The 25,220-nt window shown below is 70.8% G+C and carries 17 protein-coding genes; 16 read left to right on the top strand and 1 reads right to left on the bottom strand.

Annotated elements, in window-relative coordinates; genetic code table 11:
• Positions 1 to 27: 27 nt before the first annotated feature.
• Positions 28 to 2,253: a glycogen debranching protein GlgX gene (gene glgX, locus HKD39_RS02215; RefSeq protein ID WP_171198167.1), complete on the bottom strand. Its 2,226-nt coding sequence runs from the start codon at positions 2,251 to 2,253 to the stop codon at positions 28 to 30.
• A 101-nt stretch (positions 2,254 to 2,354) separates the two neighbouring features.
• Here glgX and HKD39_RS02210 point away from each other — a divergent pair, with 101 nt between their 5' ends.
• From HKD39_RS02210 to pyk, 16 genes are all read left to right on the top strand, one after another.
• On the top strand, positions 2,355 to 3,173 hold the full coding sequence (locus HKD39_RS02210; protein ID WP_171198166.1) for an ABC transporter ATP-binding protein: 819 nt from the start codon (positions 2,355 to 2,357) through the stop codon (positions 3,171 to 3,173).
• A 36-nt stretch (positions 3,174 to 3,209) separates the two neighbouring features.
• The gene (locus HKD39_RS02205) at positions 3,210 to 4,433 is read left to right on the top strand and encodes a THUMP-like domain-containing protein (protein ID WP_171198165.1); all 1,224 of its coding nucleotides are present in this window, start codon (positions 3,210 to 3,212) and stop codon (positions 4,431 to 4,433) included.
• 239 nt (positions 4,434 to 4,672) lie between these two features.
• On the top strand, positions 4,673 to 6,481 hold the full coding sequence (locus HKD39_RS02200) for a bifunctional metallophosphatase/5'-nucleotidase (RefSeq protein ID WP_171198417.1): 1,809 nt from the start codon (positions 4,673 to 4,675) through the stop codon (positions 6,479 to 6,481).
• Positions 6,482 to 6,515: 34 nt separating this feature from the next.
• Positions 6,516 to 7,247: a bifunctional 1-(5-phosphoribosyl)-5-((5-phosphoribosylamino)methylideneamino)imidazole-4-carboxamide isomerase/phosphoribosylanthranilate isomerase PriA gene (gene priA / locus HKD39_RS02195; RefSeq protein WP_171198164.1), complete on the top strand. Its 732-nt coding sequence runs from the start codon at positions 6,516 to 6,518 to the stop codon at positions 7,245 to 7,247.
• Positions 7,244 to 8,968 carry a DUF885 domain-containing protein gene (locus HKD39_RS02190; RefSeq protein WP_171198163.1) on the top strand — a complete coding sequence of 575 codons (1,725 nt, stop codon included), beginning with the start codon at positions 7,244 to 7,246 and terminating at the stop codon, positions 8,966 to 8,968. The genes priA and HKD39_RS02190 overlap by 4 nt, the downstream gene beginning before the upstream one ends.
• A gap of 88 nt (positions 8,969 to 9,056) precedes the next feature.
• Positions 9,057 to 9,845, top strand: a complete 789-nt coding sequence (hisF, locus tag HKD39_RS02185; protein WP_171198162.1) for an imidazole glycerol phosphate synthase subunit HisF — start codon at positions 9,057 to 9,059, stop codon at positions 9,843 to 9,845.
• On the top strand, positions 9,838 to 10,221 hold the full coding sequence (gene hisI / locus HKD39_RS02180) for a phosphoribosyl-AMP cyclohydrolase (protein ID WP_171198161.1): 384 nt from the start codon (positions 9,838 to 9,840) through the stop codon (positions 10,219 to 10,221). Before hisF ends, hisI begins: the two co-directional genes overlap by 8 nt.
• A 6-nt stretch (positions 10,222 to 10,227) precedes the next feature.
• Positions 10,228 to 11,841 (top strand): anthranilate synthase component I, encoded by a 1,614-nt coding sequence (locus HKD39_RS02175; RefSeq protein WP_171198160.1) that lies wholly within the window; start codon positions 10,228 to 10,230, stop codon positions 11,839 to 11,841.
• Entirely contained in the window at positions 11,838 to 12,425 is a 588-nt protein-coding gene (locus tag HKD39_RS02170; protein WP_171198159.1) for a Trp biosynthesis-associated membrane protein, read from the top strand. The genes HKD39_RS02175 and HKD39_RS02170 overlap by 4 nt, the downstream gene beginning before the upstream one ends.
• A 136-nt stretch (positions 12,426 to 12,561) precedes the next feature.
• On the top strand, positions 12,562 to 13,371 hold the full coding sequence (gene trpC, locus HKD39_RS02165) for an indole-3-glycerol phosphate synthase TrpC (protein WP_171198158.1): 810 nt from the start codon (positions 12,562 to 12,564) through the stop codon (positions 13,369 to 13,371).
• A gap of 98 nt (positions 13,372 to 13,469) precedes the next feature.
• Positions 13,470 to 14,846: a tryptophan synthase subunit beta gene (gene trpB, locus HKD39_RS02160; protein ID WP_171198157.1), complete on the top strand. Its 1,377-nt coding sequence runs from the start codon at positions 13,470 to 13,472 to the stop codon at positions 14,844 to 14,846.
• An 89-nt stretch (positions 14,847 to 14,935) separates the two neighbouring features.
• Positions 14,936 to 15,739 (top strand): tryptophan synthase subunit alpha, encoded by an 804-nt coding sequence (gene trpA, locus HKD39_RS02155; RefSeq protein WP_212753851.1) that lies wholly within the window; start codon positions 14,936 to 14,938, stop codon positions 15,737 to 15,739.
• Positions 15,740 to 15,744: 5 nt separating this feature from the next.
• Positions 15,745 to 16,917, top strand: coding sequence for a prolipoprotein diacylglyceryl transferase (lgt, locus tag HKD39_RS02150; protein ID WP_171198416.1), 1,173 nt, complete (start codon positions 15,745 to 15,747; stop codon positions 16,915 to 16,917).
• 688 nt (positions 16,918 to 17,605) lie between these two features.
• Positions 17,606 to 22,180: a glutamate synthase large subunit gene (gene gltB, locus HKD39_RS02145; protein ID WP_171198415.1), complete on the top strand. Its 4,575-nt coding sequence runs from the start codon at positions 17,606 to 17,608 to the stop codon at positions 22,178 to 22,180.
• Positions 22,173 to 23,621: a glutamate synthase small subunit gene (locus HKD39_RS02140; protein ID WP_171198155.1), complete on the top strand. Its 1,449-nt coding sequence runs from the start codon at positions 22,173 to 22,175 to the stop codon at positions 23,619 to 23,621. Before gltB ends, HKD39_RS02140 begins: the two co-directional genes overlap by 8 nt.
• A 136-nt stretch (positions 23,622 to 23,757) precedes the next feature.
• Complete coding sequence (gene pyk / locus HKD39_RS02135; RefSeq protein ID WP_171198154.1) at positions 23,758 to 25,185, top strand: pyruvate kinase; 1,428 nt, start codon at positions 23,758 to 23,760, stop codon at positions 25,183 to 25,185.
• Positions 25,186 to 25,220: the final 35 nt, after the last annotated feature.

The raw sequence follows: 25,220 nt of genomic DNA, 5'->3' as shown, positions 1-25,220 counted from the left end.
CGCAGCAGCGCCGGCGCCGGCGCTAAATCACGCCGTCGCAGCGGCGGCGACCCTAAGCAGCAGCACGGTGCGGCCGGCGACCGTGAGCTGCTGCCCGGCGGGCAGCGGTTGCGGATCGCCGGGTGCGCCGTCGTCCGCGGTGGTGTCCAGTACCGGCAGATAGCTTGCGCCGTAGGCACTGTCGGGCAGCGTGACGGACGTCGGCTGCTCGGCGCCGTTGATAATCAGCAGCCAGGAATCGTCCGACAGCGGCTCGCCGTGCGGGCCGTGCCCGGCGATCGTCGCTCCGTTGACCCACATGCCAAGGGTGCGCCGCTGCGGGTCGAGCCAGTCGGACTCGGCCATCGGCCGTCCGTCGGGACCGAACCACATCAGGTCGGGCAACATCGGATCCGGCAGCGACGGGCCGCCAGGCGCGCCGGAGAAGAACCGTCCCTGGTGCAACGCCGCTGCGTTCTTGCGCAACCCGAGCGTGCGGGTGAAGAACGCCTGCAGCTGGTGTTGTTCGGCGCTGCCGGCCCAGTCCATCCAGCTGACGTCGGTGTCGAGGCAGTACGGGTTGTTGTTGCCCCGCTGGGTGCGCCAGCGCTCGTCGCCCATGGTGACCATCGGGGTGCCGGTGGCCAGCAGCAGGGTTGCCATCAGGTTGCGCGCCTGCTGCAGCCGGCGCTGGAGCACCGCCGGGTCGTCGGTGTCGCCCTCGACGCCGTTGTTGTCGCTGCGATTGTTGTCGGTGCCGTCGCGGTTGTTCTCGCCGTTGGCGTCGTTGTGTTTGTTGTTGTACGACACCAGGTCTCGCAACGTGAAGCCGTCGTGGGCGGTGACAAAGTTGACCGACGCGAACGGTCGGCGGCCGTCACCGAACAGGTCTTGGGAACCGGTCAGCCGGCGGGCCAGCGCGGCGATGCTGCCCTGGCCTCGCCAGAAATCGCGGACGTCGTCGCGGAACTTGTCGTTCCACTCGGCCCAGTCCTGACCGAACCGGCCGACCGCGTACCCCTCGGCGGTGGCGTCCCACGGTTCGGCGATCAGCTTGCGCCCGGCCAACACCGGGTCGGCGGCGATCGCGGTGAGCAGCGCCGAACCGGCCTCGAAGCCACCGCCGCCAGGGCGCCCCAGCACCGAAGCCAGGTCGAAGCGAAAACCGTCGACGCCCACATCGGCCCAGTAGCGCAGTGAATCGGTCACCAACCGCACCGTCGTCAAGGTGCCGGCGTTCAGGGTGTTGCCGCACCCGGTTAGATCCGTACCGGGCGGAAGGTAGTACTCGCCGGGGGCGAAACCGCGCTCCGACAGGGTGATCGGTACCTCCGGCCCACCTTCGGCGGTGTGGTTGTAGACCACGTCCAGCAGCACTTCGATCCCGGCGGCATGCAGCGCATCGACCATCGCAACGAACTCGGCGAGTTCGGCGCCTGGACGGCTGGCGAACCGCGGGTCCGGTGCGAAGAAAGCGAGAGTGGAGTAGCCCCAGTAGTTCCGGCGGCCGGTGGCCACCAGCCCAGGCTCGCTGGCAGCGGCCTGGACGGGCAACAGTTCCACCGCGGTGACGCCCAGCTCACGCAGGTAGTCGATGGTCGCCGGATGTGCCAACCCGGCGAAGGTGCCGCGCAGCTGCGCCGGTATTCCCGGGTGCGTCGCCGTCATGCCCTTGACGTGCGCCTCGTAGACAACCGTGTGTTCCCAAGGGATTTCCGGGCGCGGCGGGCGATCAGGCCGCATGGTCAGTTCGGTAACCGGGGCGGTGACGATCCCCAGCGGGGCCTTGCCGCCGGTATCGGCTCCCGGCTGGGAGGCGGCGAGCAGGTCGTACTCGGTGCTGTCCACCCGGCGGGCGTACGGATCCAGCAGCAGCTTGGCCGGGTCGTGCGCGGCCACCCGGTAGCCGTAGCGCTGGCCCGGTCCGACGCCGGGGACGAAGGCATGCCAGATGCCGCGGGTGTTGTCGGTCATCGCCCAGCGGCGTTCGGTGCCGTCCGCGTCGATCAGGCACAGCTGCACGCCGGAACCCGCGGCGTCCGCGGCCCCGGCCCGGCCGGTGGAGTCGGCGACCACCGCGAAATTGGTGCCGCCGTCCTGCACGGTGGCCCCCAGCGGATACGGCCGGCCGGGAAAGGCCGAGACCGCAGGTAGTGCACCGGCAGGCCCGTCCGCACCGCCGTCGACACCGGTGCGGCCGGCGCGGCTGGCTGGATCGTCGGCTGGATCGTTGGCCGGTTCCGGTGCCGGTTCTGTTGCGGAGGAGCGGAGCATCCGCCGATTGTCACCGACCCGCCACGCCGGGCGCCGCACCCCACACCGGCAACCGGGCGGTCCGCCCCACCCGCGGATCGGGGGTGCGACACAATGGCGGGATGAGCGCTCCGAACCTGTCGATTGCCCCCGGCCCGGATTCCGTCGTGCACCTGTTCGACGTCACGGTTCGCCGGGGGCCTGCGGTTCTGCTGGATGCGATCCGGTGGAACGTCGACGCCGACGAGCGTTGGGTGATCCTCGGCCCGAACGGGGCGGGCAAGACCACGCTGCTGCAGATCGCCGCGGCACAGCTGCACCCGACGTCCGGGCGGGCGCATGTGCTCGGCTCGCGGCTGGGCGCGGTGGCGCTGGCCGAGATCCGGCCGCTGATCGGGTTGTCGTCGGCGGCGCTGGCGGCCCGGGTGCCGCCGCAGGAAACCGCCCGCAACGTGGTGGTGTCGGCCGGCTACGGGGTGCTCGGCCGCTGGCGGGAGCAGTACGACGAGCTGGACTTCGGCCGCGCCGACGAGCTGCTCGATGCCATGGGGGTGGCGCAGCTGGCCGACCGCCGGTACGGAACCTTGTCGGAGGGTGAGCGCAAGCGGGTGCTCGCCGCCCGCGCCCTGATGACCGACCCCGAGCTGCTGTTGCTGGACGAGCCGGCGGCCGGGCTTGACCTCGGCGGTCGGGAAGACCTGCTGCGGCGGTTGTCGGTGCTCGCCGAACACCCGGCGGCGCCGGCCACCGTGCTGGTCACCCACCACGTCGAAGAGATCCCGACGGCCTTCTCGCACGTGCTGTTGCTGCGCGAGGGACGCATCGTTGCGGCCGGCCCGATCGAGCAGACCCTCACCGAGGCGGCATTGTCCGACACCTTCGCCATGCCGCTGCACCTGGAGCAGCGGGACGGCCGCTACTTCGCGCACGCCACCGACTGAGCTCCCACCGGAATCGCGAGTGAACCGGAATCCGTTGTGGCCTACCGCTTCTCGCTGGACGACGTCCGGTACCTGAGCAGTGCGGCCGGCGCCGACACGCTGGCCGCCGTCGCCGACCTGCCGCTGACGGACGCCTCGCTGCTGGCCGATCTGACAACCGCAAGGCGAGTGGCGGGGGAGCGCGCCGCCGCCGCGGTCGAGACGGTCAGGCTGCGGCGCGCCGCCGCCACCAAGTTCGGGCCGGCCGCAGCGCGCTGGTTGTTCACCGCCGAGGCCCTGCAACAGAGCACGCCGCCGCAGGTGGCGCGGCACCGGGCCACCAGGCTGGCCGGGTCGGCGGTACACGACCTGACCTGTTCGATCGGCACCGACACCGCGGCGCTGGCCGCCGCAGGCAGCCCGCTGGTGCTTGGCTCCGACCTCGACCCGGTGCGGCTGGCGATGGCAGCACACAACCACCCGGAACTACTGCTGGTGCGCGCCGACGCCCTGCGTCCGGCGAGCAGGGGACTGCTCGGCTATGCCGATCCGGCACGGCGGGACGGCACCGGCCGGCGCATCACCGGTACCGACACCATTCCGGCCATCCCGGCGCTGGACGAGGTCTACGCCGCCCGGCCGCCGGTACTGCGGGCGCCGCCAGGCATCGACTACCAGGCGCTGGCCCGGCCGGGCGAGGTCGAGCTGGTCTCGCTGGACGGCACCGTGCGGGAGGCTGTGCTGTGGCCGGCCGAACTCGCGGCGTCCGGCGTCCGGCGCCGGGCCACCGTGCTGCGCAGCCGTGGCCCGGCCGGCGCCGCGAGCGAGCCGACCGCGTGGGAACTCACCGACGCCGACCCACAGATCGAACCGGCCGGCCTTCCGGCCGACCGGGTGGGCAGCCTGATCGGCCAGTGGATCGTCGAGCCCGACCCGGCCGTGATCCGCGCGCAGCTGGTCCGCCAGTACGCGGCCGGGCATCGGCTGAACCAGGTGGACGAGCACATTGCCTATCTGTACGGTCCGGCAAAACCGCAGGGCACCAGAGGGTTCCGGGTGCTCGACGCCGCGCCGTACGCCGAGCGGACGGTGTCAGACTGGATCCGCCGGGACGGTGTCGGCACCCTTGAGATTCTGCAGCGCGGCACCCCGGTGGTGCCCGACGTGCTGCGCCGCAAGCTCCGCGGCGCCCTGTCCGGAAACACCACCGTTGCCGGGACGCTCGTCGTCACCCGGCTCGGCAAGCGGCAGGTCGCATTCTGGTGCCGCGCCGAGGCGTGATGCCCAGCTGTGATCCGCCCGGCTTGTCCGGCTCGCCGCCCGCGGCTCATTGTTCGGCAATCGGTTACCTGCTGGCACTTGCGCCGGATGCCCCGGCTGCCATAGACACGGCAGTCATGACCTTCTCCCGGGCCGATCGCCCCGAATACTCCGGTGTCGACCTCTCCAGCGTCGACGCGTCCAGCACCGCAGCCGGCGGTGAGCAGCCGCAGGCCGCCGGCGCCCTGTCCCGTCGGCGCATGCTCACCCTCGCGATGGTCGGCGGGGCTGGCCTGTTCGCCGGCACCGGCACAGCGCAGGCAGCCAACGGCAAGGGTGCCGGCCGCGGACCGTCCGACACCACCAGGATCACCGTGCTCGGCACCAGCGACCTGCACGGCAACGTCTACAACTGGGATTACTTCAAGAACGCGGAGTACGACGACGCCAAGCACAACGACATCGGCATCGCCAAGGCCGCAACCCTGATTCGCGCCGTCCGCGCCGAGCGCGGCGCCCGCAACTGCCTGACGCTCGATGCCGGTGACACCATCCAAGGCACCCCGCTGGCCTACTACTACGCCAAGATCGATCCGATCGGCGGGCCGGTGCGGCACCCGATGGCCGCCGCCATGAACGCCCTGCAGTACGACGCGGCGGCGCTGGGCAACCACGAGTTCAACTACGGCCTCGACCTGCTCCGCACGTTCGAAAAGCAGCTGCGGCACCCGCTGCTCGGTGCCAACGCGCTCGACTGGAACACCGGCCAGCCGGTCTTCAAACCGTATGTGCTCAAACGCATCCCGGTTCCCGGCGGCCGCCCGGTCACCGTCGGCATCGTCGGGCTGGTGACCCCGGGCGTCGCCATCTGGGACAAGGCCAACGTCGAGGGCAAGGTCAAGTTCAACGGCGTCGTCGAGCAGGCCAAGATCGTGGTGCCGCAGGTCAAGGCGGCCGGTGCCGACATCGTCGTGGTGTCGGCACATACCGGCCCCAATCCGGGGTCGTCGTACGGAGATGCGTTGCCGTACCCCGAGAATGCCGCGACCCAGCTGGCCGAGGAGGTGCCGGACATCGACGCCATCCTGGTGGGGCACGCCCACCTCGAGGTGCCGCAGCGGTTCGTCACCAACAAGAGCACCGGCCGCCAGGTGCTGCTGTCCGAGCCGTACTACTGGGGTATGCGGGTCACCGTGATGGACCTCGACCTGGCCCGCACCGACACCGGCTGGAAGGTGGCGGCGTCGTCGGCGACGCTGCTGAACGCCAACACGGTGCCGGAGGACCGCACCATCGCCGCGCTGATCCGCAACCAGCACGGCAAGGTGCTGGAGTACGTCAACGGCGTCATCGGCACCTGCACCGAGGCGATGAGTGCCGCCACCTCGCGGTACCAGGACACCGCGGCCATGGACTTCATCAACCTGGTGCAGGCCCAGGAGGTGAAGGCCGGCTTGGCCGGCACCGCTGGCGAAGGCCTGCCGGTGTTGTCGATCGCGGCACCGTTCAACAAGGCCGCCGCGATCCCTGCCGGTGAGGTGACCGTCCGCGACGTCGCCGGGTTGTACATCTACGACAACACCCTGGTCGGCATCATCTTCACCGGCGCGCAGATCAAGGCCTACCTGGAGAAGTCGGCCGAGTACTTCAAGCAGGTGCCTGGGCCGGGAAGCTACCCGGCAGACGCCGTGACCAACGCCGTCACCCCGACGGCGCCGAACGGCACCCCCGACTACAACTACGACATCATGGGCGGGCTCGACGCCCCGCTCAGCTACCGGATCGACATCTCCGTGCCGGTCGGCGGACGCATCACCGATCTCGCCTACGACGGCACACCGGTCGCCGACGACGCGCGATTCGTCATTGCCATCAACAACTATCGGCAGTCCGGCGGCGGCGGGTTCCCCGGTGTCACCACCGCCGAGGTGGTGTACAACCGGCAGATCGAAATCCGTCAGCTGCTCATCGACTGGGTCACCGAGAACAAGCAGATCGACCCGCCCGCGTTCGCCAGCAAGGATTGGGAGCTGACGGCCGGGGGCACCCCGCTGCAGATCACCGGCTGAATCGCCGCGCAGCGCGGCCCGTAGGGTTGACCGGGTGAGTTTCGAACTACTCCCGGCGGTGGACGTCGCCGACGGCAAGGCCGTCCGGCTGGTGCAGGGCAAGGCCGGCACCGAAACCGACTACGGGCCGCCGCTGCAGGCGGCGCAGGCCTGGCAGCGGGACGGCGCCGAGTGGATCCATCTGGTTGATCTGGACGCCGCTTTCGGGCGCGGCAACAACACCGCGATCCTCGCTGACGTGGTGGCGGCGATGACCGACGCCGGGGTGAAAGTCGAGCTGTCGGGCGGCATCCGGGACGATGCCTCGCTTCGGGCGGCGCTGGACACCGGCTGTGAACGGGTCAACATCGGCACCGCGGCGCTGGAGGACCCGCAATGGTCGGCCGGTGCCATTGCCAGGTTCGGCGAGCAGGTCGCGATCGGTCTTGACGTGCGCGGCGACACCCTCGCCGCCCGCGGCTGGACCCGCGACGGCGGTGACCTGTGGGAGGTTCTCGACCGGCTCAATGCGCAGGGGTGCCGCCGTTACGTGGTGACCGACGTGACCAAGGACGGCACCCTGCGCGGGCCGAACCTAGACCTCTTGGAGCGGGTGTGCGCGGCCACCGATGCGCCGGTGGTGGCCTCCGGCGGGGTGTCGTCACTGGACGACCTGCGCGCCCTGGCCGCGCTGTCCGACCGTGGAGTAGAAGGAGCCATTGTGGGAAAGGCTTTGTACGCAGGGGCTTTCACCTTGCCGCAGGCGCTGCGGGCGGTGGCCGGATGAGCGCCGCCGAGTCGGCGGCCAGGCCCACCGTCGAGAGTGCGACAACACCGCGCGAACTGGCCGACGGCTACGTCTACGCGCTGGCCGACCACGACACCATGGTCTCGTCCAGCCTCGGCCTGCGCCCGCACGACGACAGGGTTCCGGACTTCTCGCCGCGGGCGCAGACCGACAAGGACGAGCTGAGCCGGCAAGTGCTGGCGGCGCTCGACCGGACCGAGTCGGGTGCCGGTGAGCTGGCGCCGACCGAGCGGCGCTGCGCCGACCTGCTCCGCGGCCGGCTCACCGCAGACCTGGCGATGTCCGAGGCCGGCGAGCATCTCCGCTTGGTACGCAACATCTTCGGACCGGCCGACCGGATCCGCACCCTGCTGCTGATGATGCCGACCGGCACCGCCGAAGACTGGGCGACCATCGCCCGGCGGATGGCCGGCACCCCGGAAAGTCTGCGCAGCTACCGGCAGGCGCTCGACGAGGGCCGGCGGCGTCAGTTGTTCGCTGCACCTCGCCAGGTCAGCACCATGATCGGACAGCTGGACGACTGGCTGGCCGGTGACCGCTCGTGGTTCCACACCTTTGTCGACGGCGCCCCGGCAGATCTTGATGCCACCGTGACCGCCCAGCTGGCGGCGGCGGCCGACGCGGCCGCCGGCGCTGTGGCTGAGCTGCGCAGCTACCTGGCCGACGAATACCTGCCCGCCGCGGCCGGCACCCCGGATGCGGTGGGGGAGCAGCGGTATCGGGTCTGCGCGGCCACCGCGGTCGGCGGATCGGTCGACCCGGCGGAGGCGTATGCCTGGGGTTGGCAGGAGTACCAGCGGATCTGGGCGCAGATGCGCGAGCTGGCCGAGCAGATCCTGCCGGGCGCCGACCCGGTCGCCGCCATGCGGCACCTGGACACCGCCGGCGCCGCGGTGGAGGGCGTCGAACAGGTGCAGCAGTGGCTGCAGCAGATGATGGACACCGCGATCGCGAAGCTGGACGGCACCCACTTCGACATCGCGGAGCCGATCAAGACCGTCGAGGCGCGCATCGCGCCGCCCGGCAGTGCCGCCGCCCCGTACTACTCGCGGCCGTCGCTGGACTTCAGCAGGCCCGGCCGCACCTGGCTGCCGACGTTGGGGCGCACCAGGTTTCCGCTCTACAACCTGATCTCCACCTGGTACCACGAGGGCGTGCCGGGGCACCACCTGCAGCTGGCGCAATGGACCTACCAGGCGCCGGAGCTGTCGGTGTTCCAGACCACCATCGGATCGTCCAGCGGCATCACCGAAGGGTGGGCGCTGTACGCCGAGCGGCTGGCGGACGAGCTGGGTTTCCTCGACACCGAGGCCAGGATCGGCTATCTGGACGGCCAGCTGTTCCGGGCGATGCGGGTGATCGTCGACATCGGCATGCACCTGCAGTTGCCGATCCCCGATGACTCACCGATCGCTCCGGGCCAGACCTGGACGCCGGAGCTGGCCGTCGAGTTCTTCCGGGCGCACTCCGGTGAGCCGGAGGAATACATCGACTCCGAAATCATCAGGTACCTGGGCTGGCCGGGGCAGGCCATCAGCTACAAGCTCGGTGAGCGGGCCTGGCTGGCCGGCCGGGCGGCCGCGCGCCGGGCACATGCCGAACGCGGTGAGGACTTCGACCTGAAACGCTGGCACCGCGACGCGCTCTCGCTCGGCGCGGTCCGGCTGGACGAGCTGACCGACACGCTGGCCGAGCTGTGAGGCCACCGGTAGCCGGTGCGCCGGGGCCGTTGCGCCGGGTCGTGCGCTCGTACCCTGGAGCCATGAGCGTGGTTGAGCGGGATCCGGCGTGAGTGTTGCCACTCGGATCATTCCCTGTCTCGACGTCGCCGACGGCAGGGTGGTGAAGGGCGTCAACTTCGTCGACCTGCGCGATGCCGGCGACCCGGTGGAGCTGGCCCGCGCCTACGAGGCCCAGGGCGCGGACGAGATGTGCTTCCTGGACATCACCGCCACCAGCGACAACCGGTCAAGCGCCTACCAGATGATCACCAGGACCGCCGAGCAGGTGTTCATCCCGCTCACCGTTGGCGGCGGGGTCCGCACCGTCGACGACATCAACGCGTTGCTGCGGGCCGGTGCCGACAAGGTCGCGATCAACTCGGCCGCGGTGGCCCGGCCGGAGTTCGTGGCGGAGGCCGCGCAGCGGTTCGGCGCGCAGTGTGTGGTGCTCGCCGTCGATGCCAGGCGGACCGACGACCCTGGCGTCGCGTCCAGGTTCGAGGTCACCACGCACGGCGGCCGGCAGGGCACCGGTATTGACGCGGTCGCGTGGGCGCAGCAGGGCGCCGAGGCCGGCGCCGGAGAGATCCTGCTCACCTCGATGGACGCCGACGGCACCAAGCACGGTTTCGATCTCCCGCTGCTGCGGGCGGTGCGCGAGCGCGTGCACGTCCCGGTGGTCGCCTCCGGCGGTGCCGGCCGCGCGGCGGACTTCACCGCGGCGGTGCAGGCCGGAGCCGACGCCGTGCTGGCCGCCTCGGTGTTCCACTTCGGCGAGCTGTCCATCGCCGAGGTGAAGGACGAACTCGCCGCCAACGGTGTCGTCGTCCGAAACGCCGAGGCCACCGATGGCTGAGCCGGAGCGTGCGCTCACCCCGGAATCGTTGCGCTACAACACAGATGGCCTGGTGGCGGTGGTCGCCCAGCAGTACGACACCGGCGAGGTGCTGATGGTCGCCTGGATGGACGCCGAGGCGGTACGCCGCACCCTGGCATCCGGCGAGGTCACCTACTGGTCGCGGTCCCGCGCCGAGTACTGGCGCAAGGGTGCCACCTCCGGCAACACCCAGCGGCTGGTGGAGCTCCGGCACGACTGCGACGGCGACGCGCTGCTTGCCCTGGTCGACCAGACCGGCCCGGCCTGCCACACCGGCACTCGCAGCTGTTTCGACCCCGGCCGCCGGATCGCCGGGGCCGGCGCGGAGCAGCCCGTCTCCGGCCCGGCACAATGAAGCACCATGACCGCCAGCACCACCCCTGTCGCCGGCCTGGGCGAGACGTACCCGTCCAGGGCTGAGTTCGCGGAGCTGGCCGCGGCCGGCAACCGGGTGATCCCGGTGACCAGACGGCTGTTGGCCGACGCGCTCACCCCGATCGGGCTGTACCGCACCTTGGCCGACGGCCGGCCGGGAACTTTTCTGCTGGAATCGGCCGAGCACGGCCGCTCATGGTCGCGGTGGAGCTTTGTCGGGACGGCAGGGCCGGATTGTGTTGCGCTGAGCGAGCAGGACGGCAACGCCACCTGGATCGGGCAGCCGCCGGCCGGGCTGCCCACCGACGGCAATCCGCTGCAGGTGCTGGCGCAGACGCTGCGCGCCCTGCACACCGCGGCGTTGCCCGGTCTGCCGCCGTTCACCTCCGGCATGGTCGGCTACCTCGGGTACGACATCGTGCGAAGGCTGGAACGCATTGGCGAGCACGCCGTCACCGAGGTGCCCGTCCCCGAGCTGGTGCAAGTACTCGCCAAAGATGTTGCGGCCCTTGACCATCACTCCGGCACCGTCACGCTGATCGCCAACGCCGTCAACTGGGATGCCAGCCCGCAGCGGGAAGATCAGGCCTACGCCGACGCCCTGGCACGGTTGGATGCCATGCAGCGGGCGCTGGCCAGCCCGGCCACGCTGCCGGCCGCGGTGTTCAGCCCGACGGAACCGCGGTACACCCGGCGGGTGGCGCAGGCCGACCACTACGCAGCGGTGGAACGCGCCAAGGAGCACATCCGCGCCGGCGACGCCTTCCAAATCGTTGTGTCGCAACGGTTCGACGCGCCCAACCAGGCCGACCCGCTGGACATCTACCGGGTGCTGCGGGTCACCAACCCGAGCCCCTACATGTACCTGCTGACGCTGCCGACCCCGTCCGGCGAACCGATCAGCGTTGTCGGTTCCTCCCCCGAGGCGTTGGTCACCGTCCGCGACGGCACCGTCACCATGCACCCGATCGCCGGCACCCGGCCGCGCGGCGCCGACGACGAGGAAGATGCGCAGCTCGGCAAGGACCTGCTCGCCGACGAGAAGGAACGCAGCGAGCACGTGATGCTGGTGGACCTCGGCCGCAACGATCTCGGCAGGGTCAGCCGCCCCGGCACGGTGCGGGTCACCGACTTCTTCTCGATCGAGCGATACAGCCACGTGATGCACATCGTCTCGACGGTGGTCGGCGAGCTCGCCGAGAATCGCACAGCGCTGGACGCTCTGCTCAGCTGTTTCCCGGCCGGCACCCTGTCCGGCGCCCCGAAACCGCGGGCGATGCAGCTCATCGACGAGCTGGAACCGACCCGGCGCGGCGTCTACGGCGGGGTGGTCGGCTATCTGGATTTCGCCGGCGACGCCGACGTCGCCATCGCGATCCGCACCGGGGTGGCTGTCGGCGACACGGTCTATGTGCAGGCCGGCGGCGGCATCGTCGCCGATTCGGTACCGGCCGACGAGGACGCCGAGTCCAGGAACAAGGCAGCGGCGGTGCTGCGGGCGGTGGCTGCGGCCAACGGCATGCGCGCGGTGCAGGCGGACGAGCCCGGTCGCGCGGTGCAGGCGGACGAGCCCGGTGCATCGACCGCGGTGCAACGGTGACGGCTCGCGCCGGCAGCCGCAGCCGCGGAACCGTCGTGGTGGTGGCCGGGGTGGTGCTGGGAGCGGCGTTGGTCGCCGGTGGCGCCCTCCCCACCTGGTGGACGCTGCAGTGGCAGGGCGCCGTCACCGCCGCCCAGCTGACCTCGCTGACCGGGCGGCAATCGGCACCGGCGCTGCTGCCGCTGGCGCTGGCAGCGGTCGCCGGCCTCGCGGCGGTGGCCGCCAGCCGGGGTGTGGCCCGCCGGCTGCTCGGCGCACTGCTGATGCTGGTCGGGGTGCTGAGCGGGTGGGCCGCCGTCAGCGGGATCAGCGACCGGCCGGTCAGCGCCCTGCGAGACGCCCAACCCCAGGCCCAACAAGTGCTGTCCGGCAGCCGCAACCTGATCGGCCCGGCGCTGTCGCTGACGGGTGCCGCGCTGGTGCTGCTGGCCGGCGCCGCGGTGCTGGCCGGGCTGTTCGCCGGGCGGGGGATGGGCAGCCGGTTCAGCCGGCACCAACCGGAACCGGGCGCCGCCGGATCCGGCCCGGTGCAGGACGCGGATCTGTGGAAACGCCTCGACGCCGGGGAGGACCCGACCGCGTAGCGAGCGGCCATCCGGTGCCGACCGCAGCGACAAACCGGCCGGTCAGGGCGGGCAGCAGCGCGGTCAACCAGGGCAGCGCGGGCGGCTACGATAATCGAACTACAGCGACAAGGCAGATGGGCGGGTAGACGAGTCGGTGAACGTACTCGAGTCGATCATCTCCGGCGTGCGGGAAGACCTCGCCGCCCGGGAGGCCGCGCTGCCGCTCGCCGACATCAAGGCCAAGGCCAGGGACGCCGCCCCGGCGCTGCCGGTGTTCGACATCCTGCGGGCGCCGGGGGTTGGCGTCATCGCCGAGGTCAAGCGGGCCAGCCCGAGCCGCGGCGCGCTTGCCGACATCGCCGACCCGGCCGAGCTGGCCGGCATCTACGCCGACGGTGGAGCGCGGGCCATCTCGGTGCTCACCGAACAACGCCGCTTCGGCGGCAGCCTCGCCGATCTTGATGCGGTCCGCGCCACGGTGCAGATCCCGGTGCTGCGCAAGGACTTTGTGGTCACTCCCTACCAGGTGCACGAGGCCAGAGCGCACGGCGCGGACATCGTGCTGCTGATCGTGGCGGCGCTGGAGCAGCCGGTGCTGCACGGTCTGTTGGAGCGGGTCGAATCGCTGGGCATGACGGCGCTGGTCGAGGTGCACACCGAAGCCGAGGCGGACCGCGCGCTGCAGGCCGGAGCCAAGGTGATCGGCATCAACGCCCGCGACCTGACCACCCTGGACGTCGACCGTGACGTGTTCGCGCGGATCGCACCAGGGCTGCCCAGCGACGTGGTCACCATCGCCGAATCCGGCGTCCGTGGTCCAGCCGATCTGTTGGCCTACGCCGGCGCCGGTGCCGACGCGGTGCTGGTCGGCGAGGGCCTGGTGACGGCCGGCGACCCCGGCCTTGCGGTCGCTGATCTGGTCACCGCGGGGTCGCACCCGGCCTGCCCGCGCCCGGCCCACTGACCCGGCGTCAGCAGCACACCGATGCCGTGCTCTCGTACCGTCGGCGCCCGGCGCCGCACCCCGTCAGCACCGTTTTCCGCTAAGGCAGACTGAAACCCATGTCAGCTCCAGCCGCCGCCGGCGGCAGACCGCGCCCGGACGGGCTGCCCCGGCCGTCCGATGCGCTCACCGGTACTCCGCACGATCCCGATCGCCGTGGCTACTACGGCCAGATGGGGGGCCGCTGGTTGCCGGAGGCCCTGGTGGCCGCGCTCGACGAGATCTCCGACGCCTACGCCAAGGCCCGCACCGACCCCGAGTTCCTGCGCGAGCTGGACCGGCTCGCCGAGACCTACGCCGGACGGCCCTCGCCGATCAGCGACGCTGCCAGGCTGACCGAGCACGTCGGCGGCGCCCGCATCCTGCTGAAGCGGGAAGACCTGAACCACACCGGCAGCCACAAGATCAATAACGTGCTGGGCCAGGCGCTGCTCACCAAGAAGATGGGCAAGCCGAGGGTGATCGCCGAGACCGGCGCCGGCCAGCACGGGGTCGCCACCGCCACCGCGGCGGCGCTGCTCGGGCTGGACTGCACCATCTACATGGGCCGGGTGGACACCGACCGGCAGGCGCTGAACGTGGCGAGGATGCGGCTGCTCGGTGCCACCGTCGTCCCGGTCGACACCGGGTCGGCCACCCTCAAGGACGCCATCAACGAGGCCTTCCGCGACTGGGTCGCCAACGTCGAGAACACCGCATACATCTTCGGGACCGCCGCAGGGCCGCACCCGTTCCCGCTGCTGGTGCGCGACCTGCAGCGGATCATCGGCGCCGAGGCCAGGGTGCAGGTGCCTGCGCTCACCGGCCGGCTGCCCGACGCCGTTGTCGCCTGCGTCGGCGGCGGCTCCAACGCCATCGGCGCCTTCCACGCCTTCATCGACGATCCGGCGGTGCGCCTGGTCGGCGCCGAAGCCGCCGGCGACGGGGTCGACACCGGACGGCATGCCGCAACCATCACCGGCGGCAGCGTCGGGGTGCTGCACGGCGCCCGCTCATTCCTGTTGCAGGACAAGGACGGTCAGGTGCTGGAGTCGCACTCGATCTCCGCCGGCCTCGACTACCCGGGCGTCGGGCCCGAGCATTCGCACCTTGCCGACATCGGCCGCGCCGAGTACGTGCCGATCACCGACGCCGAGGCGATGGACGCGCTGGCGCTGCTGGCCCGCACTGAGGGGATCATTCCCGCCATCGAGTCGGCGCACGCGGTGGCGGCGGCGCTGCCGCTGGCCAAAGAACTCGGGCCGGACGGGATCGTGCTGATCAACCTGTCCGGCCGCGGCGACAAGGACACCGAAACCGCCATGAAGTGGTTCCACTTGGATGATCCGGCCGAGCCGGACCAGCCGGCCAAGCCGGAGCGTCCGGAGAGCCCAGAGCGCCCACCGGAAACGTCGGCACCAACAGCGGCGGCGGCCGGGAACGGCGAGAACCGATGAGCGGCAACGCCTCTGCCCCCACGACCAGCAGCGCGTCCGCCGGTACCGCCGGCGTTCCGGTTCCTGGCACCGCCGGTCGCCTCGGCGGCATGTTCAGCGAGTTGCGTGCCGCCGGCCGCGCCGGTCTGGTCGGCTACCTACCTGCCGGGTACCCGGACCTGCCGCGGTCACAACGGCTGCTGCGCACCATGATCGAGTCCGGTTGCGACCTGGTTGAGGTCGGGGCCTCGTTCTCCGACCCGGTGCTGGACGGCCCCGTGGTGGCGCGGGCGCAGCACCAGGCGCTGCGTGGCGGAACCCGCCTGCCTGAGGTGCTGCGCACCGTCGAGGCGGTGACGTCCGCCGGTGGCCGGGCGGTGGTGATGAGCTACTTCAACCCCATCATCGCCTACGGGCAGGACGCGTTCGCCCGCGATCTCGCCGCCGCCGGCGGCAGCGGTGTGATCACCCCCGATCTGATCGTTGACGAGGCCGAAACCTGGCTGGCGGCAACGGAATCGGCGGACATCGATCCGATCTTTCTGGTAGCCCCGTCCAGCCCGGCGGAACGCATCGCGCTGACCGCGGGGGCCGGCCGCGGGTTCCTGTACGCCGCGGCGGTGATGGGCGTGACCGGCGCCCGTGACTCGGTCTCCAGCGTCGCACCCGAGCTGGTGGCCAGGTGCCGGCAGGTCACCACGCTGCCGATCGGGGTCGGCCTCGGCGTCCGGAACGGAGCGCAGGCCGCCGAGATCGCAGCCTTCGCCGACGCGGTGATCGTCGGCTCGGCATTCGTCGCCAGGGCCGGGCTCGAAGACCGGGCGGCCGCCGAAGCCGCCATCGCCGAGTTGGCGACCGAACTTGCCGACGGCATCGCCGGTGCGGCTTCCGACGATCAGGAGACCCCCGCGTGACGCCGATGCTCAACTACATCCCGTCCCCGCCGCGCGGGGTGTGGGACATCGGGCCGATTCCGCTGCGCGCCTACGCGGCGTTCATCATCCTCGGCATCGTGGTCGCGGTGGTCTGGGGCGGCCGCCGGTACGTCGCCCGCGGCGGCGCGCCGGGCCGGATCGCCGACCTCGCGGTGTTCGCGGTGCCGTTCGGGCTGGTCGGTGGGCGCATCTACCACGTGCTCACCGATCGCGAGCTGTACTTCGGGCCCGGCCGCAACCCGTGGAAGGCGTTCGCCATCTGGGACGGCGGCCTCGGTATCTGGGGCGCGATCATGCTGGGTGCCGTCGGCATCTGGATCGGCTGCCGGTACTACAAGATCCCGATGGCTCCGGTGGCCGACGCGGTGGCGCCCGGCATCGTGGTGGCCCAGGCGATCGGCCGGTTGGGCAACTACTTCAACCAGGAGCTGTTCGGCGGCCCCACCACCGTCCCGTGGGCGCTCGAGGTGTTCGCCCGCACCCCGGACGGCGCGCCGGCCCCGGCGAACTGGTGCGCGCAGTTCGGCGGCCCCAACGACGCCCCCGAGTTCCCGACCACCTGGGTCAAGGCGGACCCGACCGTGTTGTGCGGCACCTACCAGCCCACCTTCCTGTACGAGCTGCTGTGGAACCTCGCGGTCGCCGCGCTGATCGTGTGGGCGGACCGGCGGTTCCGGATGGGCGGCGCCAGGGTGTTCGCCCTCTACGTCGCGGGCTACACCGCCGGCCGGGCCTGGATCGAAGCGATGCGGATCGACCCGGCCCGGACCCAGGTGTTCGGGCTGCGGGTGAACATCGTGGTGTCGATCGTGATCTTCGTGTTGGCCGTGATCTTCCTGATCTGGCGCCGGAACGTAGGAAGGGAGGACCCCGCGGTGGTTGCCGGGCCGGCCGCCGCTGCCGAGCCGGGCGCCGGTGGTCCCGACGCCGATCACCCTGACGCCGGTGCTGACGCTGGCGGTGCCGACGCCGATCGCAAGGACGCCGGCGCAGCCGACGCCGGCAGTCCCGACCCCGATCGCCCCGACACCCAGCACCGCGACCCCGAACACCCGACCGCGGGCGCCGCCACCGGGCCTGCCGCCGACGGTTCGGCCCCGGATACCCCGGCTGCCGGTGATACCACCCCCGACCCGCCGTCCACCCCGCGGAGCTGAAACCCCAGGTCCCAGCCGCCCGTAGCTGCCGAACGACGCGGTCGCTACCCGCGCGCTCGCTGTCGGCCGAGCGACGCCCCACCGGCGGCCGATCAACGCTGCGTTGATAACAATCCGGAGGCGGCCACCGATCGGCGGAAAATTGACCGGTCACGTCGCGGGCATCGTCCGGTAACCTGCTGGTCATCAGGCCACCGTCGTCCTGGACACCACATGTAGGGATTCACCTTCAGCGCGGAGACCCCGCGACGGTCAGCCCTACCTCCAGGCTTCGCGAGCAGACGACTCCAACGGCGCACCGCCGGCGGACTTCGGAACGGATCACCGGATACCAGCACCAGCACCCGTCCGTACCCGGCTGACCTCGCGGCCACTGCACGGCAGGTGTTGATTCTCCGCCGCTCACTCGGGTCCGCACGGGCCGCAGCGGCGCCGTGTGCTGCCCGTCGATCCCAGATCGGCCAGCACCCGGTCCGCGCCCAGACGACGGCCGGCGAATCAGCGCATCGGTCCGGCCAGCAGCGTCGCTGGACGGTGACCTACAGCGGAGGACCTATCGGTGCCATCCAGCCAGCATTCCCAGCAGCCAGGCGTCCCGGCGCTGCCATCGACCAGCCCCGGGCCGACCGCCCCGTCGACCACCCCGGCAACCGCGCGGGCTGCGGCCTCGTCGACCGCTCGATCGGCGGTGCCGTTCTCAGCGATTCCCGCAGCCACCGGGCTGTACCGGCCGGAACTGGAGCGGGATGCCTGCGGTGTCGCGGCGGTCGCCGACATCGAGGGACGACGCAGTCACAAGATCGTCAGCGACGGCATCACCGCGCTGATCAATCTCGACCACCGCGGCGCCGCTGGTGCCGACCCAGCGGTCGGTGACGGCGCCGGGATCCTGATCCAGGTGCCAACAGAGTTTCTCCGGCAGGTCTGCGACTTCGAGCTGCCCACCGCACGGCCGGCCGAGCCCGGCGTCGAGCCGGACGGTGAGGCCTTCGCGGTCGGCAACGCCTTCCTGCCAGCTGACCCGGACCAGCGCGCCACAGCGGTCGCGATCATCGAGCAGGTGCTGGCCGACGAAAACCTCCGGTTGCTCGGCTGGCGTGAGCTGCCGGTCGACCCCATCGGGTCGGGCGTCGGGCAGATGGCCCTCGACGTGATGCCGTCCTTCGCGCAGCTGTTCGTCTCCGGCCCGGCGGGGGAGTACGGACTGGCCCTCGATCGGCTGCTGTTCCCGGCGCGAAAGCGGATCGAGCACGACACCGCGGCCGCCGGGGTGGCCGTCTACTTCCCGTCGCTGTCCAGCCGCACCCTGGTCTACAAGGGCATGCTGACCACGGCGCAGCTGCCGGCGTTCTTCGCCGATCTCACCGATCCGCGGCTGGAGAGCGCGATCGCCGTTGTGCACTCGCGGTTCTCCACCAACACCTTCCCGGCCTGGCCGCTGGCCCACCCTTACCGGTTCATCGCGCACAACGGCGAGATCAACACCGTCCGCGGCAACCGGAACTGGATGCGGGCCCGCGAGGCACTGCTGGAAACCGACGCCATTCCGGGCGATCTCAGCCGGGCCTTCCCGATCGTCACGCCGGAGAGCTCCGACTCCGGCAGCTTCGACGAGGTGCTGGAACTGCTGCACCTGGCCGGCCGTTCGCTGCCGCACGCGGTGCTGATGATGGTGCCGGAGGCGTGGGAGAACAACCCCGATTTGCCAAGGGACATCAAGGGTTTCGCCGAGTTCCATGCCAGCCTGATGGAGCCGTGGGACGGCCCGGCGTGTGTCACCTTCACCGACGGCAGGCTGCTCGGCGCGGTGCTGGACCGCAACGGTCTGCGGCCGGGGCGCTGGTGGCGCACCGACGACGGCACCGTGGTGCTGGCCAGCGAATCCGGGGTACTGCCGATTCCGCCGGAGAAGGTGGTGGAGCGCGGGCGGCTGCAGCCCGGCCGGATGTTCCTGATCGACACCGTCGCCGGCCGCATCCTCAACGACACCGACGTGAAATCCGCGCTGGCCGCCGAGCATCCCTACGACGAGTGGGTGCACGCCGGGCAGCTGACCCTGTCGGACCTGCCGACCCGCGAGCACGTGGTGGCCGCGCCCGACGCGGTGCGGCGTCGGCAGCAGATGTTCGGCTACACCGACGAAGAGCTGCGGATCCTGATCACGCCGCTGGCGGCCACCGCCGCCGAGGGCAACGGTTCGATGGGCACCGACACCCCCGAGGCGGTGTTGTCCGCGCGCCCGCGGCTGCTGTTCGACTACTTCAGCCAGCAGTTCGCGCAGGTCACCAACCCGCCGCTGGACGCCATCAGGGAGGCCGTTGTCACCTCGCTGGCCGGTGTCGTCGGGCCGGAGCTCAACCTGCTGATCCCGACGCCGGCGCACTGCCGTCAGGTGCTGTTGCCGTACCCGGCGATCGACAACGACGAGTTGGCGAAGCTGGTCGGCATCAACGCCGACGGCGACAAGCCGGGGTTCGCCTCCGCGGTGATCTCCGGGCTGTACGACGTGGCCGACGGCGGCGCCGGACTGGCCACGGCGCTGGAGCGATGTCGCCGCGAAGCCGACGCCGCGATCGCCGCCGGCGCCAGGATCCTGATCCTGTCCGACCGCGACGGCGACGCCACCAGGGCACCGATTCCTTCGCTGCTGTTGACGTCGGCGATCCACCAGCACCTGGTGCGCACCAAGACCCGCACAAGGGTCGGTCTGGTGGTGGAGACCGGCGAGGCTCGCGAGGTGCACCACATCGCGCTGCTGCTGGGCTTCGGCGCTGCCGCCGTCAACCCCTACCTGCTGCTGGAAACCGTCGAGAGCATGGCCGGATCCGGCCAGCTGCCGGGGATCTCGCCGGCCAAGGCGGTGCGCAACACCATCAAGGCGCTCGGCAAGGGCGTGCTCAAGGTGATGAGCAAGATGGGCATCTCCACCGTAGCCTCGTACACCGGCGCCCAGGTGTTCGCCTCGTTCGGGCTCGACGAGCAGGTGATCGGTGAATATTTCGCCGGCACCACCAGTTTCGCCGGCGGCTCCGATCTCGAGGTGATCGCCGCGGATGTCGCCGCCAGGCACGCGTTGGCGTTCACGCCGACCCGAAGCTCCCGCGAGCACCGTGGGCTCGAGGTGGGCGGTGAGTATCAGTGGCGCCGGGAGGGCGAGATCCACCTGTTCAACCCGGAAACCGTTTACCTGCTGCAGCACGCCACCCGGTCCAAGCAGGAGCAGGTCTTCGCCAGGTACACCGCTGCGGTGGACAAGCTCTCCGCCGAAGGCGGGACGCTGCGCGGACTGTTCGAGTTCAACACCGCTGCCGCGCAACCGGTTCCGCTCGACGAGGTGGAGCCGGCCAGCGAGATCGTCAAGCGATTCGTCACCGGCGCGATGAGCTACGGGTCGATCTCGGTCGAGGCGCACGAGACCCTCGCGGTCGCGATGAACCGGCTGGGCGGCAAGTCCAACACCGGCGAGGGCGGCGAGGACATCGACCGGCTGCTCGACCCGACCAGGCGCTCAGCCATCAAGCAGGTCGCCTCCGGACGCTTCGGCGTCACCAGTGCCTACCTGGTGAACGCCGACGAAATCCAGATCAAGATGGCGCAGGGTGCGAAACCCGGTGAGGGCGGCCAACTTCCGGGACACAAGGTGTACCCGTGGATCGCCGCCACCAGGCATGCCACCACCGGTGTCGGGCTGATCTCGCCGCCGCCGCACCACGACATCTACTCCATCGAGGACCTCAAGCAGCTGATTCACGACCTGCGCAACGCCAACCCGGCTGCCCGGGTCTCGGTGAAGCTGGTCTCGGAGCCCGGCGTCGGTACCGTCGCCGCCGGGGTGGCCAAGGCCCACGCCGACACGGTGATCGTCGCCGGCTACGACGGCGGCACCGGCGCGGCGCCGCTGACCTCGCTCAAACACGCGGGGCAACCGTGGGAGCTGGGCCTGGCCGAGGCGCAGCAGACGTTGCGGCTCAACGGGTTGCGGGCCCAAGTCAGGGTGCAGGTCGACGGTGGGTTGAAGACCGGCAGGGACGTGGTGATCGCCGCGTTGCTCGGTGCCGAGGAGTTCGGCTTCTCCACGGCACCGCTGGTGGTGGCCGGTTGCGTGATGATGCGGGTGTGCCACCTCGACACCTGTCCGGTCGGCATCGCCACCCAGAACCCGGCGTTGCGGCAGCGCTACACCGGGACCCCCGAGTTCGTCGAGACCTTCTTCCTGTATCTGGCCGAGGAGGTGCGGAAGTACCTGGCGCAGCTGGGATTCCGTTCCATCGACGAGGCCGTCGGGCACGCCGAGCTGCTGCACACCGAACCGGCCGTCGAGCACTTCAGGGCCGGCGGGCTCGACCTGCAGCCGCTGCTCGCGGTGCCGGAGCTGGCGTCGCCGCTGTCCGGGGTGAAACCGGTGCGGCACAACCTGTCCCGCACCCTTGACGCCCGGCTGATCGACAAGGCCGCGACCGCACTCGGCGACGGATCACCGGCGCAGATCATCGAGACCGTGCACAACACCGACCGCACCGTCGGCACCATGCTCGGCTCCGAGGTGACCCGCAAGTTCGGGCCGGACGGCCTGCCGGCCGGCACCATCAGGGTCAGCCTCACCGGTACCGCGGGGCAGTCGCTCGGAGCCTTTCTGCCGCAAGGGATTCACTTGGAACTGGTCGGCGACGCCAACGACTACGTCGGCAAGGGACTGTCCGGCGGGCGCATCGTGGTGCGGCCGGCGCCGGGCAGCCCGGCCGACCAGGCGCCGCCCGGCTGGTCGGTGATCGCCGGCAACACCATCGGCTACGGGGCCACCTCAGGTGAGCTGTTCCTGCGCGGCACGGTGGGCGAGCGTTTCGCCGTCCGCAACTCCGGCGCGCTGATGGTCTGCGAGGGTGCGGGCGACCACGCCTGCGAGTACATGACCGGTGGCCGCGCGGTGATCCTCGGGCCCACCGGCCGGAACATGGCGGCCGGAATGAGCGGCGGGATCGGCTATCTGCTCGACCCCGACCCGAACCACGTCAACCCGGAACTGGTGGAGCTGGAACCACTGGCCGAGGACGAGATCGTCTGGCTGGGCGACGTTGTGCACCAGCATGCGGAGTACACCGGCAGCACGATCGCCGACGAACTGCTCGCCGACTGGCCGGCATCGGCCGGCCGCTTCCTGCGGATCATGCCGCGGGACTACAAGCGCGTCCTGCAGTTGCAGGTGAAGGCCGCAGAATCCGGTGCCGACGCCGACGCCCTGATCATGGAGAGTGCCCGTGGCTGATCCGAACGGTTTTCTCAAGCACGAACGGAAAACCCCTGCGCGCCGGCCCATTCCACTGCGGCTGCGCGACTGGCGCGAGGTGTATCAACCGTTCTCCGACGACGAGACCAAGACCCAGGCCGCCCGTTGCATGGACTGCGGGGTGCCGTTCTGCCACCAGGGTTGCCCGCTGGGCAACCTGATTCCGGAGTGGAACGAGCTGGTGCGGCTGGGCCGCTGGGACGAGGCCTCTGACCGGTTGCACGCCACCAACAATTTCCCGGAGTTCACCGGCCGGCTCTGCCCGGCGCCGTGTGAGGGGTCCTGCGTCCTCGGCATCGGTGACGACCCGGTGTCGATCAAGGTGGTGGAGCAGCAGATCGCCGACCACGCCGCCGCGGCCGGCGGCCTGGCCCCGCGCCCGGCGCGCACCAGCACCGGCTACAAGGTGGCTGTCGTCGGGTCGGGCCCGGCGGGGCTCGCCGCCGCGCAGCAGCTGGCCAGAGCCGGGCACACCGTCACCGTGTTCGAGCGGGACGGGCGCATCGGCGGCCTGCTCCGCTACGGCATCCCCGAGTACAAGATGGACTCAGCCGTCCTGGACAAGCGGCTGGCACAGCTTGCCGCGGAAGGGGTTCGGTTCATCACCCACTGCCAGGTGGGCACCGAACTCACCGCGCAGCAACTGCGCGACGGCTTCGACGCCACCGTCATCGCCACCGGCGCCACCGTCGCGAGGGAGCTGGACGTCCCCGGCCGCGACCTTTCCGGCGTGCACCTGGCGATGGATTACCTGGTGCAGGCCAACCGGGTGGTGGAGGGCTCGCTCGACCAGCCCGAGATCGACGCCGCCGGAAAGCATGTGGTGATCATCGGCGGCGGCGACACCGGCGCCGACTGCTACGGCACCGCGCTGCGGCAGGGTGCCGCATCGGTCACCCAGCTCGACATCCACGCCGAGCCGCCGGCGACCCGCGACCCGTCCACCCCGTGGCCCACCTATCCGCTGATGCTGCGGATGTCCAGTGCGCACGAGGAGGGCGGCGACCGGGTCTTCGGCGTCAACTCCACGTTGCTGGAGGGCACCGACGGGCAGGTGACCGGCGTACATCTGGTGTCGGGCAAGCGAATTCCCGGCGGGTTCGAACCGCAGGCAGGGACCGAGGCGCACCTGCGCGCCGACCTGGTACTGCTGGCGCTGGGATTCACGGGGCCGGAACGCGCCGGGCTGCTGGACGAGCTCGGGGTTCGGCTCACCGACCGCGGCGTCGTCGAGCGGGACGCCGGCTACGCCACCAACGTTCCCGGTGTCTACGTCGCCGGTGACGCCGGCCGCGGCCAGTCGCTGATCGTCTGGGCGATCGCCGAGGGCCGCTCGGCGGCGGCATCGGTCGACCGTTACCTGACCGGCCGCAGCGAGCTGCCCGATCCGCTGGAGCCGTCGGCGGTCGCGTTGGCCTGAGCCACGCCCGATCGGCCAGCACCGGCCAGCTGTGTGGTCCGGACAGCAGCTCGGCCGGTCCGGGCCGGCAGCAGTGCGGTCAGGGCGGGTGGCCCGAGGTGAAACGATTCAGATGCCTCGGGCTAGGCTGGGAAGCATGGAGCGTCGCGCGAAGATCGTCTGCACCCTCGGCCCCGCCACCTCGTCCCAGGAGCAGATCGACGCCCTGGTCGACGCCGGGATGAACGTGGCCCGCATGAACTTCAGCCACGGCGATCATGCCGATCATGCCGAGGTGTACAAGCGGGTTCGCAAGGCGGCGACGGATTCCGGGAAGGCGGTCGGCATCCTCGCCGACCTGCAGGGTCCGAAGATCCGGCTGGGCCGGTTCGCCGAAGGGGTTGCACCGTTCTGGGCCACCGGCGACGACGTGATCATCACCGTCGACGACATCGTCGGCACCCCGACCCGGGTGTCCACCACCTACAAGGGACTTGCCAACGACGCCCGGCCCGGCGACCGGCTGCTGGTCGACGACGGGAAGGTCGGCCTTGTGGTCACCGAGGTGCAGGGCAACGACGTGCACTGCAAGGTGACCGAGGGCGGCCCGGTGTCCAACAACAAGGGCATCTCGCTGCCAGGGATGAACGTCTCGGTGCCCGCGTTGAGCGAGAAGGACATCGAGGACCTGAAGTTCGCGCTCAGCCTCGGCGTCGACTTCATCGCGCTGTCGTTCGTCCGTTCACCGTCCGACGTCGAGCTGGTGCACCAGGTGATGGACGAGGTGGGCGCCCCGCGCATCCCGGTGATCGCCAAGCTTGAGAAGCCGGAGGGCGTTGCCAATCTGGAGGCCATCGTGCTGGCCTTCGACGGCGTCATGGTGGCCCGCGGCGATCTCGGTGTCGAGCTGCCGCTGGAACAGGTGCCGCTGGTGCAGAAGCGCACCGTGCAGATCGCCAGGGAGAACGCCAAGCCGGTGATCGTTGCGACCCAGATGCTCGACTCCATGATCGAGCACTCCCGGCCCACCAGAGCCGAGGCGTCCGACGTGGCCAACGCCGTGCTGGACGGCGCCGATGCGGTGATGCTCTCCGGGGAGACGTCGGTGGGCAAGTACCCGATCGTCGCGGTGCGGACCATGGCGAAGATCATCGAAGCCGTTGAGTCCGAATCGGTCGCGGTCGCGCCGCTGGCCCACACCCCGCGGACCAAGCGCGGCGTGATCTCCTATGCCGCCCGCGACATCGGGGAACGCCTGGACGCCAAGGCGTTGGTCGCCTTCACCCAGTCCGGCGACACGGTGCGCCGGCTGGCGCGGCTGCACACCCCGCTGCCGCTGCTGGCGTTCACCCCGCTGGAGTCGACGCGCAATCAGCTGGCGCTGACCTGGGGCACCCAGGCCTTCCTGGTGCCCACCGTCGACACCACCGACGCCATGGTGCGGCAGGTCGACGCCTCGATGATGGAGATCCCCGGCTACCACCCAGGCGACACCGTTGTGGTCGTCGCCGGCTCCCCGCCCAACACCTCTGGCACCACCAACCTGATCCGGGTGCACCGACTCGGGGTCGAAGACCTGAGCTGACGTCCCGGTCGCCGTTGGCGGCGGATCGGGTGCGC

Source organism: Nakamurella aerolata, from assembly GCF_013002705.1.
GTDB lineage: Bacteria > Actinomycetota > Actinomycetes > Mycobacteriales > Nakamurellaceae > Nakamurella > Nakamurella aerolata.
Note: the sequence above shows the minus strand (reverse complement) of the source record. Positions and strands in the feature narration are given on the sequence as shown.